Here is a 17,332-nt window from a genome sequence, read left to right on the forward strand (position 1 = left end):
AGGGGTATGAAAATGGCAAATTATAATTATGACGTAGTAGTGGTGGGTACAGGTAATGCCGCATTGAGTGCAGCGCTGAGTGCGGGTGAGGATGGTTTGAAGGTGCTGATGGTGGAGAAGGGGCCGAAGCATAAGCGTGGAGGCAACTCTTTCTTCACGGACGGTGCGATCCGTACGGCCTACGGTGATAAGGAAGGTTTGAGCCGTATCATCGACAGCTTAAGTGAATCGGAGCTTGAAAAAATAGAACTTCCGGAATACACGGAGGAGGATTACTACGGGGACATCATGAAGGTGACTCAGGAGAAAAGTGATCCGGCCCTGGCGGGCCACCTCAGTTCAAAGTCCTATGAGACGATTCTTTGGATGAAGGAACAAGGTGTTGAATTTCAGCTCAACGAAAACCAGTACTTTGAGCGTGATGGCAAAAAGGTGTTCTGGGGCGGCCTGCCGATCAAGACGGTGAACAAAGGCATCGGTCTTGTGGAAGCATTGTTTGAAAAAGCTGAGGAACGCGGCATCGACATCTGGTACGAATCGCCGGCAGTTTCCGTTGAAAAGACGGATGGGAAGATTTCAGGTGTCCATGTCGACAGTAAGGAACATGGTGAGGTGCTTGTGGAATGCCGTTCTGTGATACTCGCATGTGGCGGATTTGAGGCGAACAAGGAAAAGCGCGCCAAGCACCTGGGGCCGCAGTGGGAAAATGCAGTGGTCCGCGGCAGTGAGTACAATACTGGCGACGGGATTTCGATGGCACTGGAAGTCGGTGCGGCGAAAGCGGGACAGTATGACGGCTGTCATGCGCACACGACGGATTACAACTCACCGCGTACTGGAGATTACAGTAAACCCGGCGACATTTATAAAAAGTCCTCATATCCTTTAGGCCTGATCGTGAACGTGGAAGGTGAGCGCTTCGTCGACGAAGGGCTCGACTTCAGGAACTATACTTATGCCAAATACGGTAAGGAAACGCTGAAGCAGACGGATCAAAAGGCGTTCCAGATCTATGATTCCCAGGTGAGGCACCTGCTCAGGAAAGAGTATGATCTGGAGGAGGCGACGATGATCAAAGCGGATACAGTGGAGGAATTGGCTGAGAAGATGGGCGTCGCTAAGGAGAACTTCCTTCAGACCATTAAAGGGTACAATGAGGCGGTTCAGGACGGCGACTACAATCCGGGTGTGAAGGACGGCAAGTCGACTAAAGGTTTGGATGTCGATAAGACGAACTGGGCACTGAAGTTCGAAGAGGGACCGTTCTATGCCTACCCGGTCACATGCGGCATCACATTCACATTCGGTGCGGTCAAAGTGAACGAGCGTGCCGAAGCACTGGATGAAAATGGTGAGAAGATCGACGGTCTCTATGCGGCCGGGGAAATGGTCGGTGACCTGTTCCACCACAACTACCCGGGCGGTTCAGGCCTTATGTCCGGCTCCGTCTTTGGCAGGACGGCAGGGGATTTTGTAAAAGAGTACTTAAAACAGCCGGCAGGAATTTAATTGATAGTGAAGCGCGCTGTCCATTTGGACAGCGCGCTTTTTTTAGTGATTGATATTTCCCCACGACTGTATATGTTCGAGGAACTTCTCCACAATCGCCAGGTGCTCAAAGTCGGCATTGTACATCAGCCACGTATCGCGTGTGATCGGTGTATCTTCCGAATCCAGGACCGTCTCTTTGTGCAGACGGTCTTCTTCTTTTAAGCATATGGCGGGAACGATCGTATAGCCGAGACCCCGCTTCACCAGCTCCTTGCTTGTTTCCAGCCGGTCGACCTCCATTTCGATGGTGGCCGGTGTGGAATAAGTTTCAGCCCACCAGCGCTGGATGATTGTTTTGAGGGAAGTGTCGGTACTGTACTGGATCTGTTTATACCCAGGAAGATTCTTAAGATCAAGTTTCTCCTGGGAAACGATGTAGATGGGTTCTTTATTCAGCAGCACCTTATGCTTATGGCCGGGGTAGTCCGTGCGCAGGATGCCGAGGTGGATGTTGCCTTTCGAGAGGGCGTTGTAGATGATACTGCTCCAGCCTGTTGTGACGTTGAAGCGGACTTTCGGATACTTCAGCGAAAAACTTTTAAGCAGATCCGGCAGCACATACTGGGCGAAGTTGCTCGAGACGCCGATCTTCAGTGTGCCGGCAATTTCATCCTCCATATTATTGATGTTGTCCTTCATGATCATGAATTCCTTGAGCATCTCACGGGCGTAATCGACGAGGTATTCACCTTCCGCGGTGAATTCGATGCCGCTCCGTGTCTTGATGATGAGGTCGGCGCCGATTTCCTCCTCCAGATTCTTAAGTCTGTAGCTTAAGGAAGGCTGGGAGACGAAAAGCTTCTCCGCCGTTTTGGTGATGTTCTTCTCTTCATATAATATGCTCAGCATGTTCCAGTCTTTATAATCCATGAACTCCACTCCGAACTTTTTAAATATTTAGTATATTCGACTCCCATTATGGGGCATATCTATGAGGTTATCAAATTATTTTATCGGATCGGATAAAATATCAATATTTCACTTATGTTATGTAAGCGGTTACTATATGTCTATAACATTCGGGGGGATGGAAAATATGAAAAAACTATTCTTGATGATATCTATAATATTTTTATGCGGTGCGCTGATGGCCTTGAATCCGCTGACTACGAACGGCAGCGGGGAAGAGGAACCGGCCGGGCACAATCTTTTGACCTTCGTCGTGCCTTTTGAGGCAGGGGGCGGCACGGATATATTCGGCCGCTTCTTCACACCTTACTTCTCCGACCAGCTGGAAGGGAACCCGCTCGTGCAGGTGGAAAACATTCCGGGCGGGGCGAGCATCACCGGCACAAACGAATATGCGCAGGCGAAGCCGAAGGACGGCAGCCACCTGCTGACATCGAGTGCTTCCTCGCATATCCCTTACATGCTGGACCAGTCTTCCGTAGATTATGACTTCAAAGGTATGAAGCCGATCATCGGCTCGCCGATGGGTGGTGTCGTCTATTCTACGCCGGAGAAAGCAGAACAGTTCAAGGAGGATCTGACGAGTTTCGAGGAGCCGCTTTATTATGCAGGCATTTCACCGAGCGGACTGGACCTTGTGACACTGCTCTCATATGAAGTGCTCGACCTCAATTTCCATGGTGTCCTCGGCTACGGCGGGCGCGGCCCGTCGCGTGTCGCATTCGAGCAGGGCGAGAGCAACCTGGACTACCAGACGACCTCGGCCTACAACAATAACGTCAAGCCGCTCGTGGAGAACGGCACTGCCGAACCACTGTACAGCCTCGGGCAGATTGATGAGAACGGCAATCTTGTCAGGGACCCGCAGTTTCCGGAACTGCCGACGGTGGAGGAAGTCTATATCGACCAGTACGGCGAAGCACCGACAGGTGAAGTCTGGGAGGCCTACAAGCAGATGGTGAACGCGGCTTATACTTTGAATAAAGTCATCTGGGTCCATGAAGATGCACCTGTTGAATCGATTGCGCGCCTGCAGGACGGGGCGGAAGGCATCAAACAGGATGCGGATTTCATTGAAAATGCAGAAGTCGTACTGGAAGGCTATGAAGTCCTCACGGGTGATGCGCTGCAGAAGCAGATTGATGAAGCATTCAACGTTTCCGACAGCAGTAAAAATTTAATACAGGCTTATCTTCTTGAAAAATACGATCTGGATATTACAGAGCTCTAGGAGGGGTTCATTATGATAGAAAGCGCAATTGAAGCATTGACGATCGTACTGGATCCCTCACGGCTCATCTATATGTTCTTAGGGATCGGAATCGGCATCATCGTTGGCCTGCTGCCCGGGCTGAGCGGCACGGTGGGCATGGCATTGCTGCTGCCGTTCGTCTTCGGGATGGACCCTTATGTGGGAATCGCCTTACTCATCGGTATGGTCGCCGTCATACAGACAGGCGACACTTTCCCTTCCGTACTGCTTGGCATACCCGGGACCTCCGGCTCCCAGGCCACCATCATGGACGGCTATCCGCTCGCCCAGCAGGGCAAGGCCGCTAAAGCGATGGGGGCGGCGTTCTTCAGTTCGCTCGTCGGCGGGGTCATCGGGGGGATCGCTTTATTTTTAACAATCCCGTTCGCGGAACCTTTGATCACTGCATTCAGTTCACCGGAACTGTTCATGTTGACGATGCTTGGTCTCAGCATGACAGGGCTGCTCGCCGGAAAGTCGGTGTTCAAAGGGATCCTTGCAGGCCTGGTCGGACTGCTGCTCGGTGCAATCGGCAGTGCACCCGCGGTGCCGGAATACCGTTACACTTTCGACTCACTGTATTTGACGCAGGGGCTGTCACTGCCGGTCGTTGCCATGGCCATCTTCGCATTCCCGATCATCATCACGATGCTTACGGATAAAAAGAAGGTGACTGAAGCGGCAAAGCTTGAAGGCGGTGCCCTGCAGGGTGTGATGACGTCACTGAAGAACAAGTTCCTGATGGCAAGGAGTGCGGTCGTCGGTGTCATCATCGGTTTCATACCGGGACTCGGCGGCAGCGTCGTCGACTGGATCGCCTACGGCTTCGGTAAAAAGACCGTAAAGAACAACACCTTCGGTGAAGGGGATATCCGGGGTGTGATCGCACCCGAAAGTGCCAACAACGCAAAAGAGGGCGGCTCGATGATTCCGACACTCTTATTCGGCATACCGGGAAGCGGAACAACGGCGATACTGCTCGGCGGGCTCACACTGATGGGGCTTGAAGCGGGACCTTCCATGATCACAACGAACTTAGATGTGACGCTCTCGATAGTTTGGACACTTGTATTCGCCAACATCTTCGGTGCAATACTGTGCCTGATGCTCATCCGGCCGATTTCGAAACTCAGTACGATCAGCGGCGAGTTGATCGTGCCGTTCCTGCTGGTGCTGCTCGTCATCGGCGCCTACCAGAGTTCATTGTCGTGGGGTGACCTTGTCGTATTCGTCCTCATCGGCCTGTTCGGCTACGTCATGACCATCCTCGACTGGCCGAGGCCGCCGCTTCTCATCGGTTTCGTCCTTGCGATGTCGGCGGAAAGGTATTACTGGATATCCATCGAAAGGTACGGATGGGAATGGATCACGAATCCGCTGGTGATCGTCCTTGCGGTGGTCATCCTGGTGCTCCTGACAGGCGGCGCCATCATGAAGCGGTTCAGTCAAAAGGTTGAAAGCGGAGGTGAAAGCTGATGAACAAAGCTCTGGCCAATATAATATTCACCGGGTTCATGTTCCTGCTGTTCACCTTCGCGTGGATAGAAGCGCTGAATTTCACCCGGCTGGCACAGTTCTTCCCTTTGTATATATCACTCGCCGGTTCGACATTATCCCTCGTGTATCTTCTGAAGACGCTTGTCGATTATAAAAAGGAGACGACGGCGGAGGAACGTGCAGAGCATATATTGATACTCAAGCCACTGCGTTATATCGGATGGGTGATCGGTTACCTCATTTTGATATATGTCTTCGGGTTCATCATCTCGACTGCGGTATTCCTGTTTGTATTCCTGATCTACGAATCCCGTATGAAGGTGATGCAATCTTTATTGTCCATGGCCATCACACTTGTCGTCGTGACGTATTTGAGCGCAGCAATCAACATCGAGTGGCCGGCGAGTCTCCTCGGACTATAGAAGAAAAGGAGAGGGAAACATGTATGAATTTGAAAAGATCCGCTCCGTCATCATCAGGGGCGGGACGAGTAAAGGTGTATTCATAATGAAGAACGAATTGCCGTCGGAACCTGCGACGCGGGACCGAGTCATCTCATCGATGTTCGGCGGAGCCGACGACCGGCAAATCGACGGCCTCGGCGGTGCAAACTCCCTGACCAGCAAGGTCGCCATCATCAGCGTATCGAGAAGAGCAGATGCGGACGTCGATTATACATTCGGGCAGGTCGATGTGAAGACAGGGATCATCGATTATAATTCCAACTGCGGCAATATATTGAGCGGTGTCGGTCCTTTTGCGATAGACGAAGGGCTGGTTGAAATATCGGAACCCGTAACCCGCGTCAGAATCTACAATACGAATACAGAAAAGGTAATCCATGCGGAAGTGCCAGTGCAGAACGGCAAGGCTGCGATCACCGGCGACTATGCGATAGACGGTGTGCCGGGCACGGGTGCGAAGATCACACTCGACTTCATCGATGCGGCAGGCTCCAAGACCGGCGCCCTGTTCCCGACGGGGCAGAGGAAAGAGTTTATGACGCTGGATAATTACGGTGATGTCGAAGTCAGCATTATCGATGTTGCGACACCTGCCGTCTTCGTGAGGTCGGAAAGCCTCGGACTTACAGGCACGGAGCTGAGCCATGAACTATCAGTTGAGCATCTTGAAGTGCTTGAGAAGATACGCGGCACCGCTGCAGAGCGGCTCGGTTTCGTCGATGATCCGGATGAAGCGGTCGTGAAGACCCCGTCTTCCCCAAAAGTCATCATGGTATCGGAAAGCAGGGATTACACTTCTGAGTCAGGCGATGTGATTGAAGAGGCAGACCTCAGCATCACCGCACGGGCGATGTCCATGCAGAAGATGCACAAAGCCTATCCCGTAACCGGTGGACTCTGCACGGCCAGTGCCACGCAGCTTAAAGGCACGGTGGTCCATGATGTCTGTCGTGAGGCAGACAGTGACGAAGACATAGTGATCGGCCATCCGACAGGGAAGATGAAGTTCGTCGTAGACATCGAGGACTCAGGGGATGAAGTGACATTCCACAAGACCGCTGTGGCCAGAACCGCGAGGCGACTGATGGAAGGCCATGCCTATGTCTCAAAGAATATATTCTGGCAGACGCCGGTGCACGAGGAAGAAGAGAGTCATCATAAGACGCTCGCCTGATCAGACATTAAACCACAAAATAATAAAACCAGTAAAAATCATGTTCATCTTACGGTGGATATGATTTTTTTATTTTAGTGTGCATGATTATCCCATGAATTGGGAAGATATATGTGAATGTGGTTTACTTAACAGGTTCAATTACAAAAGTCTGATGTGAGTGTCAGGCTTCGACAATATAAATGAAGGTGGAATGAATATGTATGATGTAATCGTCATCGGCGGTGGACCCGCAGGACTCAGTGCCGCCTTGAATTTCGGACGCGGATTAAAGGAGACGCTCGTCATTGATGCAGGAGAGCCGAGGAACAAAGTGGCGGAGGTGTCGAACGGTTTCCTGACACAGGATGACATCAGTCCTTATGAATTCAGGGAAAAAGCACGGAAAGACGTATTGAAATACGACAATGTGTCGCTCACGAATGACCGGGTGACAGATATCAATAAAGACGGAGAGGACTTCATCATTTCCACGGAGTTGGATGAATTCAAAAGCCGGCAGGTCCTGCTTGCGACAGGGCTTAAGGAGGAGACGCCGGATATCGAGAATTTTGATGAGTTCTATGGCACTTCCGCATTCTACTGCCCGTGGTGTGATGGCTACGAATTAAAAGGTAAACGTATTGCGGTCATGGCGGATGAAGATTCCACAAGCAACCTTGTCATGCTGATCGCAAACTGGAGCGACGACCTCATCATTTGCACGGACGGTAAAAGCCTCCTGAATGATGAAGATAAGGCAATGCTTAAAAATAAAGGATTTGACTACAACGAATCACCAGTTTCCAAGATGGTGGGCAGTGACGGCATGCTGGAAAAACTCGAATTCGAGGACGGGACGAGTGAAGTCGTTGAAGGCATGTTCGCCAAAATGAACTGGGAAACCGACTTTGAATTTCTCGAGACCCTCGGTCCGGACAGGGAAGACGACGGCGGACTCAGGACCAACCCAGTCGGTGAAACATCGGTAAAGGGACTATTTACAGCCGGTGAAACGAAGACAGGTGTTTCAAGCCAGCTGATTAATGCCGCCGCAAGCGGTGCTGATGTCGCGAAAAGCATGATGATCGGGTTGATGAAGGAAGAATTTTAATTTTTCTTAAAGTATTCGAGGAGAATCTTATTTCTTTTGAAATATTATTGAAACTAACTTTTTGTGTAGATGGATGTTTGAATATTTAAAACTTTTATATAAGAAAGCTTTTGCATAACTTAAATTAACAATAGTTGTTTTAATGTAATATCAGAGGATATTATTAAACTTATATTGTAAATAACTGCAATATATAGGATACTTATTACAATATGATTTTTCTTATTTAATAAGTATAAGTACTTTCTCATAACTTATATAAACTTTATAAATTTATTTCTAAATGAAAAAGAAACATACTAAAAAATTAAGATGTTAAACATTTGTTTTTTTGATGTGTATGGCAAAATGAAAGTGCAGAGCTTTGCAGGGAGAAAATGCAGAGTCCTGCACTGCTTTAATTGGTGCAGATATTAAAAAAGGACTTGCCAGCCACCCCAAGTCCCTCTACCGTTATTGGTGTCGAATCAATAACACAGTGGAGGTCAGGAAGGATGCTAGCAATGTCCGATATCAATTGTATCAAACACTTGAGAAACACCAAAGGTTTATCCATATCAGAAATACAAAAAACGCTGGGCATCAATTGGCGCACAGCCAAGAAATATGCAGATGAAGATCAGTTGCCGGAAGAAAAGCAGACGAAGAAAACCGGGATGATGTATGAAGAAAAGTGGGGAGAGATTGTTTCCGGTTGGCTATTCGAAGACCGCAGGCTGAAACGGAAGCTGAGACGGAACAAGAAACAGATATTCGAAGAACTGAAAGCCCACGGGTTCCCGGGTTCTTACCGCACGGTCTGTTACTTCATCGACGACTGGCGGCACGGCCACAGTACAGAAGACAGTCCGGATAAAGGCTATGAACGTCTGGAACATCCGCCGGGGGAAGCCCAAGTCGATTTCGGCACGATGGAGACCGTTCAAGATGGCGAATTCGTCGATGTTCACACCCTGGTCATGTCGTTCCCCTACAGTAACGCCGCAGTGGCCGTCCCCCTGCCGGGTGAGAACCAGGAATGTTTCCTGCACGGGCTAAAAGTATTATTCCATCAGTGCGGCGGTGTGCCAAAACAGATCCGGATTGATAATCTGACGCCTGCCGTGAAGAAAACACGGTCCCGGTTTGACGAGGCGGAATTGACGGATGCCTTCATCCAGTTCCAGAACCATTACGGGTTCGAGACCCAGGTGTGCAACCCGAGAAGTGGGCATGAGAAAGGCAGTGTGGAAAACAAAGTTGGCTATGTCCGGTACAACTTCTTCAGTGCCTCCCCTGTGATCGAGAGTTTCAAGCATCTGACAGATATGCTTCAGACCCAACTGGTGAAGGACCGGGGGCGCCTGCATTATGAGAAAAACGTGCCCATTGAAAGACTTTGGAACGATGAACAGCGCCACCTGCTGCATCTGCCGACCACAGACTACCCTGTCTTCAGAACGATCGAGGGTCGGGTCAATAAGTATAATGAAGTGACATTGGACCAAACCCGGATACATATTCCCCGGGCCGCCAACCATCCACGGCTCCGTCTCGTGCTGACATGGGACCGGTATAAGGCAGTCACCGACGATGGAGAGATTCTGGCGGATGACCACCGCCCTTATATGAATCGACGCCGGGCCATCCCATGGCAGACCGTCGTCAAAGGATGGATCCATAAACCCAGGGTCATCGCCTACTCGAGATACACGAAATACTTGCCTGGGAGAGTCAAAGACTACCTGTTGGTCGAAGATATCCAGTTACGGAAAGCGCGCTTGAACACACTGGCCAATTTACTGGTGACACATGATATGAAACAGATCAATCAGGAATTTTATGACATACTGTCCACAGCGGAAGAGGATCCTTATGGGGTCGACTGGACACACTACGATGCATTGGCACCTGCACAGACTGGCGGTGGCACATCATGAGTGAGCAATTACGGGAGATGTGCAAATCCCTGCGTCTGGCCTATGTCGCTGACATATATGACCAGACGCCTTATGAATCGTCCGAGCAGTTTCTGGAAGCGATCTTTGCGGAAGAATTCCGACTGCGGGAAGAGGCGAAAGTCCAGCGGCTGCTCAAGAAAGCCAAATTTTTGGATGGCAAAAATTTATCGGATTATGAGTGGCATGACCAAATCCGGTTCCCTGCCCATATCGATCCGGGTGGCCTACAAAGCCTCTCCTTCATCGAAAACCGGGAGAACGTGGTCTTGATCGGAGCGCCGGGCACCGGTAAGACCCACTTGGCCACAGGGCTGGGCAGGAGCGCCTGCGAACACGGTTATGAAGTGCGCTTTTTCAGGGTCGCCCAGCTGGTGGAACAATTAGAGCACGCCTTACGTCAGGAGAAACTCGCCGCCTTTAGAAAACGATTTGAGAAAGTAGATTTGATCGTACTGGATGAAATGGGTTACCTCCCGTTCGGGAAAGAGGGTTCTGAGCTGCTCTTCCAACTCATTTCCGAGTGGTATGAGCAGAAAAGCCTGGTCATCACGTCCAATCTGGAATTCAGTCAATGGAACAGAATGTTTGTGGACGGCAGACTGACGGCCGCACTGGTGGATCGACTCATCCATCATGCCCACGTGCTGTCATTTACCGGTGAAAGTTATCGCCTCAGTCACGCGTTATCGAGATCACATTAAGTGGACACTACAGGGTGGCAACCCTCTGCACTTTTCATTGCATTTCTATGTACTTTCTTGTTGCGAAACACATTTGAGCTATTTTATAAACTTAAGTAACAATTATATCTTTTATTGTGTTTAGAAAGGGAGCGAAAATATGAGCTTTATATTTCCTGAAGAGAGTAATATACCTGAAAGTCCTATTGAACTAAATGATGAATTATCAAATGGAATAATTCTAAAAGAGAATCAAAAATCAATTCTCAAAGAATATATGTCTATAGATGAATCCTTAAAAGATATTGCTTTTGAATTGCCTACAGGATATGGCAAAACCTTAGTAGGGGGATTGATTGGAGAATTTGAAAGAAAAAAAGATTCCCGCAAAATTGTTTATTGCTGTGCGACAAGACAGTTAGCTGCACAGACGAATGATTTATTGCATAGTTATGGTATTGAATCGGTAGTACTCACAGGTAATAGTAATAACTTTTCTCAAAAAGATTTAGGAGAATATTACAAAGGAGAATCAATCGTTGTAACTACTTATAGTCATATATTTAATACGAATCCTAAATTTGTAGAGGCAGATTTAATAATATTTGATGATGCTCATGCTACCGAATATGCTATAAAAAGTTTATGGAGCTTAAATATAAAGAGGGAAAATAAAAGTTTATATAATAAATTTTATTCATTAATTTCTGATATAATACCAGAAAATGTAAAATATAATATTGAGTCTAATAATTATGATCCCATGAACAATGGAATTGATATTATTCCTCAACCATTATGGATAGAGAGAATGGAAACAATAAAAACGCTTTTACATTCTGAAATTCAAGCTCACACGAATTTATATTATCAGTGGAGTAAAATACGTGACATTCTTCATATATGTAATATATTCATAAATGACGATGAAATTGAAATAACTCCGATTTTGCCTCCAAACGACATACATGAAGCGTTTAGAAATGCAAAAAAGAGAATTTATATGTCTGCTACTCTAGGCTTTGAAGGAGATTTAGAAAGAAAATTTGGAGTCAAAGATATATATAAAATGAAATCGGCTCAAGAAACAGCAAAGGAAGTTTCAGGGAGCAGATTTATGCTTTTTCCAGATGATCTTTTTGAAGGGGAAAAACTTTATTCTAAGATTAGAGATTTAATAGAGAGTCAACCAAGGGCGTTGGTCTTATGTCCTTCTAATTATACATTAAATATTTTTAAGGAATTTGTTGCCAGAGAGTTGCCACATTTCAATGTTTTTTTAAGTACAGATATAGAAGAGTCTCTTGAAACTTTTAAAAAAAGTAATCAATCTATACTGTTATTATCTGGGCGCTATGAAGGTATTGATTTGAAAGATGATGAATGTAGACTACAAATTTTCTTTGATTTACCTATTGCAGTTGGATCTTCTGAGAAATTTTTACATAGTAGATTAAAAGAAAAGGAAGTTTTAAAAAAGTTATTAGTCTCTAGGCTGACTCAAGGAGTTGGACGCTCAACTAGAAGTGAAGAGGACTATTCACTTTTGGTTTTTATAGGAGAGAGGGTTAGTCAATATATATATGATCCTCATTTTCGTAAATTACTACCGTCTAAGATTGAAGCAGAGTTAAATTTTTCTCTAGAACAATCGACTTCTGAAACTAGTGAAGAAACGTGGGACAATAATATTAAATCTTTTTATGATCAAGACGAAAATTGGGGAAAAGTGAAAAGATATATTGATAATCAACTGACTCAACCAAGCAATCAAGAAATATTGACCGAAGATGTTTTTTCAAATATCGCAAAAAAAGAAGTAGAATTCATTTATAATTTTTTTGAGAAGGAGTACGGTAAAGCCCATAAAATTGCAGAGGAGATTTTGAAACTACTTAATGGAACGGAAGAATTCAGACCATATAGAGCTTGGTGGAATTATTTAATAGCTTGCGTAAAAACGCAACAGGGCGATACTAAAGAAGGTTTAAAATTTTTAACTAATTCTTTAAATGCTTCCGTTAATAAGACATGGTTGAATAGGGATAGATTAGAAGAAATAGAAACATGTGGAGAGGAACTTTTATCTGAGGAATCAGAAATACAGGTTGATAAAATACTTGATATAATCAGAAAGTATAAAAATAGAGAAAAGAAGTTTATGGATAAATGGGGAAGGATTTTAGATGGTATAAAACAGAATGATGCAGATGTTTTCGAGCCACAGTTTAAAAACTTGGGAGAAATGTTAGGTTTTGAAGCTGAAAGACCAAATGGAAATGGCGTGCCTGATGGAATATGGAGGATGGAGAATAGTTATTTGGTATTTGAAGCTAAAACAGGATACGAAGAAGGCCAACAACATATTCCTCCCAAAGATATAAGGCAAACCAGAGGCCATAAAGACTGGGTAGAAGTGAATAAACAAACTGATTCTGAGGCAATAATTATTAATTGTTTAATTAGTAATAGACTTTCTGTAGACAAACAAAGCACTCATCTTGTGAATAACATACATGTTATTACACATGATTTTATTATTTTATTAGCTGAAAATTTTAACGTTATTATGTTAGAAGTTCTAAGAGAATTAAAATTTAACTCTGAAGACCAAGCAAGGCAGTTATTAATTAAAAAATTTAGAGATAACAACATTTTTGTTGATGATCTAATTTCTACTTTCTCAGAACTAAAATTATCTTCTTTAGTCAAAAATTAGAGTAAAAAGATTTAAGAATATTCAACTGAAAATCTATCTTTCCAAAGAATATCCTGTGAGTTAAAGAAGAGTGTAAAGATGTATTAATAAAATCCCCTGAACCCAAGTTCTCTTTGGATCCAAGGGGAATTTTATTTTGAGTTATATACTGTTGATTAATTAAACAACCAATAGATCATACCTATCTCATTATTGATATTATAAAAGGTTTAAAAATTATCATAATGTAGAGAGATTTTATATAACATTACTATCTTTCCTTCAACGGCTGTCTTCACTTTCCCAAAATTTATCTACGTGTATGCGCGGTGAAAAAACGAGCTCTCAAGATTGTTATTAACAGCCTTAGAAATGTTTTTACTGGTGGCAATTATGAAGTCAGTCTTTCTCATCTACATTATCTATACATCTGCAGGTCTACTTTAAGACGCTTGCTCTTCAGTTATCCAACACTTTCTCGTATTCTTCTCTCGAGTACTGCTCGGATTCCTTAATCTTCATCAGAATATATTCTTCTATCAAAGTGTTATTAGTGATTTCAATACCTGTTGCTGTAATGATATTGAGCAATGAAGCTTCGATATCCTTAAGTTCTTTAAAGAAAAATGGCTATGAAGTACCTTTTCAGCAAGTGGTTTTATCTTCAGGTCTTGGGACTACCATTGTAAGTATGTTTGGTGGCCATGCGGCTGGGATAGGAGGTATGTCGACGACAATCTGCAGCAATGAGGAAGCCGGGGTTAAAAGTGATAGATATAAAAGTGCGTTGGTGGCTGGTATTTTAATTGTCCTTTTTGGGTTGCTTGCACCTTTGATGATCAATCTGATGAGAGCTATTCCGGGAGAGTAGATATCTATAATCGTCATACTCACTTTATTGGGGATTTTATTGAATTGCTTCAAAAGTTTAATAGCGTTGAGATCAAAAATGAGTATTATGATAATGATGATTTCATTTGTCATTTCAGCTGCAAATATTAATATTTACGTTTTATCCGCGCCTTTGCTGAGCTTGGTTGCAGGTTATATTTTATATGGATTTTTTATAAAAGGAAAAATTGAAGAATGATTTTGCATTTCAAGTAGTATGTCTATGGAGTCCGATTGAGGTAAAACTCAGAAGGTAATCAAATGGTTCAAGATTTCTATTCGTATTATTGAATCATCGATTAAAAGGCCAATGATTTCTCATTGGCCTTTCTGTTGTTAAAGTTCCCTAGGCAGTACGTGCAGTAGACATTTACAAGGAATCTTTCTTATCTTTTAACTTCTTGGGTGGCATCCAGAACTTTATTCATTGGGGAGATATCTTCAACAAGAAAATCTCCACTTAATGTATGTTTATAAAGCATGTTGCCTAATGCATTATCAAGAGTTTCTTCATGGCTTAAATCATTTATCAGCCCATGAATGATTCCCGAAGTATAGGCATCTCCTGTGCCGATTCGATCTAAAATCTCCACTTCATATGCATCTGTTTCGAGAATTTTCCCGTCAGTGAACATCATCCCTCTGATTATATTTTTATTGGAATGGAGCACTGTGCGTTGGGTAAAGGCAATATGCTTGAGGTCATACTGCTTGCTTATTTTTTGCAAAATTGGAGTTAATGTTTCTGCATTCGGATTGCGTTCAAGACTGTCTTTGATGTCTTCACCGTTCTCCATGAGTGCTAACGGCTCGTACCCAAATATTACATCACAGTAGGTGACGAATTGGGGCATAGTTTTTCTGGCCTCTTCGAAGGTCCAGAGATTACCTCTGAAGTTAAGATCTGCGCTGATTTTCATTCCTTTTGCTTCAGCGGCTTGCAACGCCTTCAGTAAAATTTCCTGCATTTCATTATTCAGTGCAGGTGTGATACCACTGAAATGGAACCAATCATATCCTTCGAATATTTTTTCAAAATCATAATCGGCCTCGGAGGACTGTTCAAAACTGGAATATTTTCTGTCATATATAACAGATGAAGATCGTATATTAAACCCTTGTTCTAAAAAATAGACACCCATTTTGGAGCCTTGCATCTTGATATTTTCAGTCTCAACGTTGTTACTCTTGAGAAGAGATATCACACGATGCCCAAATCCATTATCCGGTAAAGTGGTGACTACTGATGTTTCGATACCCGAAGCCGCAAGACTCATCGCTACATTCATTTCACTGCCGCCAATATTGATGTTGAATTGGTCAGCCGTTTTAAATGTGGAGGAGACATCTGTACTCAGTCGCATCAGTATCTCGCCAAAAGTAATGAATTTCAATATTATTCTCCTCCTGTCAGTTCCTTATATCTGCTCGAAAAAGCCTTGGCATTTTCTGAAATAACTTCAGGATTTGAGCCATCATAACCTTTTACAAGCGCACTTCCGATACCAATGGCAAATGCACCGTTATTAATCCAATCTCCCATGTTTGCCTGATTGACACCACCGGAAGGCATCAAATTCACATGTGGAATCGGACCTTTGATATCTTTAATGTATGAAGCGCCGAGAAGACCACCCGGGAAGATTTTAATGACATCTACACCACTTTTTAAGGCTTCGACGATTTCAGTTGCTGTAGTACATCCTGGGAGATAAGGCACCTGATTCAAGTTGCAAAGTACAGAGATATCCGGATCAAAATGTGGACTCACCACATATTTTGCGCCGGAACGTATAGCTGCATCAGCGGTTTCTCTGGACATTATAGTACCGGCACCTACACAAATATCCGGGCTGTCTGCAAAATGTTCGATAAGCTTGCTTGCTTTCGGTGTTGTGTAGGTGATTTCAATATTTTTGATTCCACCTTTAACGATAGCATCTATCATCTTAACAGTATCATCGAAGTTTTTCCCTCTCACAACAGCTACCAGATAATTTTTATGAATTTTATTCAGAGTTTCGAACTTTTTCATGTCGTTTCCTCCTGGATTTCATCCTGATTTCTCAGAGTATCAATAATTCCGTTTAAATATGTTGCCCCTAAGGCGCGGTCATAAAGTCCATATCCTGGTCTGCCCGTTTCGCCCCAGATCATTCGTCCGTGATCTGGTCGGATTGGTACATTTATGCCTTCTTTGATGAGCTTCTCTATAATACCAACCATATCTAAAGAACCATCATGTATGGAGTGAGAGGTTTCTTGGAATGAACGTTCGCCGGTCCACTTGACGTTTCTGGCATGCACAAAATAAATACGATCTTTAGCTACATCGATGATTTCGAATAAATCATTTTCAGAGCTTGCCCCGTAAGAACCGGTACAGAATGTAATACCGTTATTCTTGCTTGGTACGGCTTTGAATAATTTGCGTAACGCTTCAGCGCCTGTAATGATACGTGGCAGTCCAAAAATACTCCATGGTGGATCGTCCGGATGTATTGCCATCAGTACATCTTCTTCTTCAGCCACCGGGATGATATGTTCCAGAAAATAAATGAGATTTTCAAAAAGTTGGTTTTCATCGATTTTCTGATAAGCGTCCATTATCTCTTTCAGATCATCTGTTTGATAGGACAAGTCCCAACCCGGCAATGTGAGTTCGCCGCTCAAAGGGTCGATGTCTTTAATTAATGTTTCGTCATATTTTAGTGAATTGGAACCATCTTCAAGTGGTGCATCAAGCTCGATCCGTGTCCAGTCAAAAACCGGCATGAAGTTATAGCACACGGTTTTGATTCCTGCTCTGGATAGATTGCGAATTGTTTCTTTATAGTTTTCAATCAATTCATCACGACGGTTACGGCCCATTTTAATGTCTTCATGGACTGGAACAGACTCAATGACGTTTAATCTCATACCATGGGCTGAGATTTGATCCCTTAATTCCACAATATCTTCATATGGCCAGACTTCGCCGGCAGGAATATCGTAAATGGCCGACACGATCCCTTTCATTTGAGGGATTTGACGAATATTCTCAAGTGTTACAGGATCGTCATTCCCATACCATCTAAAACTCATTTCCATAAATATCTCCTCCAATAATAACAATTTTCAAAATATCATTGTAAAACGTTTTCACATTTGATAATATTATATCAAATCGTTTTAGTAAACCGA

The 17,332-nt window shown here is 44.4% G+C and carries 14 protein-coding genes; 10 read left to right on the forward strand and 4 right to left on the reverse strand.

All coding sequences use genetic code 11. The features are described 5' to 3' along the window. Positions 1-12: 12 nt before the first annotated feature. Positions 13-1,509: an FAD-dependent tricarballylate dehydrogenase TcuA gene (tcuA, locus tag CRN96_RS00065; protein ID WP_097037984.1), complete on the forward strand. Its 1,497-nt coding sequence runs from the start codon at positions 13-15 to the stop codon at positions 1,507-1,509. A gap of 42 nt (positions 1,510-1,551) precedes the next feature. On the opposite strand, the gene CRN96_RS00070 is transcribed toward tcuA, so the two are convergent. After that, positions 1,552-2,421, reverse strand: a complete 870-nt coding sequence (locus tag CRN96_RS00070; RefSeq protein ID WP_097037985.1) for a LysR family transcriptional regulator — start codon at positions 2,419-2,421, stop codon at positions 1,552-1,554. Positions 2,422-2,587: 166 nt separating this feature from the next. Here CRN96_RS00070 and CRN96_RS00075 point away from each other — a divergent pair, with 166 nt between their 5' ends. The 9 genes from CRN96_RS00075 (at position 2,588) to CRN96_RS00115 (ending at position 14,129) form a co-directional block, all read left to right on the forward strand. Next, a complete protein-coding gene (locus tag CRN96_RS00075) occupies positions 2,588-3,691 on the forward strand; it encodes a type 2 periplasmic-binding domain-containing protein (protein WP_097037986.1) in 1,104 nt (367 codons plus the stop codon). A 12-nt stretch (positions 3,692-3,703) separates the two neighbouring features. Beyond that, a complete protein-coding gene (locus tag CRN96_RS00080; protein ID WP_097037987.1) occupies positions 3,704-5,188 on the forward strand; it encodes a tripartite tricarboxylate transporter permease in 1,485 nt (494 codons plus the stop codon). Beyond that, positions 5,188-5,631 (forward strand): tripartite tricarboxylate transporter TctB family protein, encoded by a 444-nt coding sequence (locus CRN96_RS00085; RefSeq protein ID WP_097037988.1) that lies wholly within the window; start codon positions 5,188-5,190, stop codon positions 5,629-5,631. Before CRN96_RS00080 ends, CRN96_RS00085 begins: the two co-directional genes overlap by 1 nt. Before the next feature lie 19 nt (positions 5,632-5,650). Then, complete coding sequence (locus CRN96_RS00090) at positions 5,651-6,847, forward strand: 2-methylaconitate cis-trans isomerase PrpF family protein (RefSeq protein ID WP_097037989.1); 1,197 nt, start codon at positions 5,651-5,653, stop codon at positions 6,845-6,847. A gap of 199 nt (positions 6,848-7,046) precedes the next feature. Then, positions 7,047-7,940 carry an NAD(P)/FAD-dependent oxidoreductase gene (locus CRN96_RS00095; RefSeq protein ID WP_097037990.1) on the forward strand — a complete coding sequence of 298 codons (894 nt, stop codon included), beginning with the start codon at positions 7,047-7,049 and terminating at the stop codon, positions 7,938-7,940. Positions 7,941-8,443: 503 nt separating this feature from the next. Further along, entirely contained in the window at positions 8,444-9,859 is a 1,416-nt protein-coding gene (istA, locus tag CRN96_RS00100) for an IS21 family transposase (RefSeq protein WP_342745128.1), read from the forward strand. Beyond that, on the forward strand, positions 9,856-10,581 hold the full coding sequence (gene istB / locus CRN96_RS00105) for an IS21-like element helper ATPase IstB (protein WP_097037992.1): 726 nt from the start codon (positions 9,856-9,858) through the stop codon (positions 10,579-10,581). The genes istA and istB overlap by 4 nt, the downstream gene beginning before the upstream one ends. Before the next feature lie 139 nt (positions 10,582-10,720). Next, positions 10,721-13,279 carry a helicase C-terminal domain-containing protein gene (locus CRN96_RS00110; protein WP_097037993.1) on the forward strand — a complete coding sequence of 853 codons (2,559 nt, stop codon included), beginning with the start codon at positions 10,721-10,723 and terminating at the stop codon, positions 13,277-13,279. Between the two features lie 505 nt (positions 13,280-13,784). Further along, positions 13,785-14,129 carry a benzoate/H(+) symporter BenE family transporter gene (locus CRN96_RS00115; protein ID WP_281254120.1) on the forward strand — a complete coding sequence of 115 codons (345 nt, stop codon included), beginning with the start codon at positions 13,785-13,787 and terminating at the stop codon, positions 14,127-14,129. A gap of 406 nt (positions 14,130-14,535) precedes the next feature. On the opposite strand, the gene CRN96_RS00120 is transcribed toward CRN96_RS00115, so the two are convergent. The 3 genes from CRN96_RS00120 to uxuA are packed head-to-tail and all read right to left on the reverse strand — an operon-like array spanning position 14,536 to position 17,239. Next, entirely contained in the window at positions 14,536-15,543 is a 1,008-nt protein-coding gene (locus CRN96_RS00120; RefSeq protein WP_097037995.1) for a sugar kinase, read from the reverse strand. A 2-nt stretch (positions 15,544-15,545) separates the two neighbouring features. Beyond that, positions 15,546-16,184, reverse strand: a complete 639-nt coding sequence (locus CRN96_RS00125) for a bifunctional 2-keto-4-hydroxyglutarate aldolase/2-keto-3-deoxy-6-phosphogluconate aldolase (RefSeq protein ID WP_097037996.1) — start codon at positions 16,182-16,184, stop codon at positions 15,546-15,548. Then, entirely contained in the window at positions 16,181-17,239 is a 1,059-nt protein-coding gene (uxuA, locus tag CRN96_RS00130; RefSeq protein ID WP_097037997.1) for a mannonate dehydratase, read from the reverse strand. Before uxuA ends, CRN96_RS00125 begins: the two co-directional genes overlap by 4 nt. Between the last annotated feature and the right edge of the window lie 93 nt (positions 17,240-17,332).

Origin of the sequence: Salinicoccus kekensis (assembly GCF_900220995.1) — a bacterium.
GTDB classification, from domain to species: Bacteria; Bacillota; Bacilli; order Staphylococcales; family Salinicoccaceae; genus Lacicoccus; species Lacicoccus kekensis.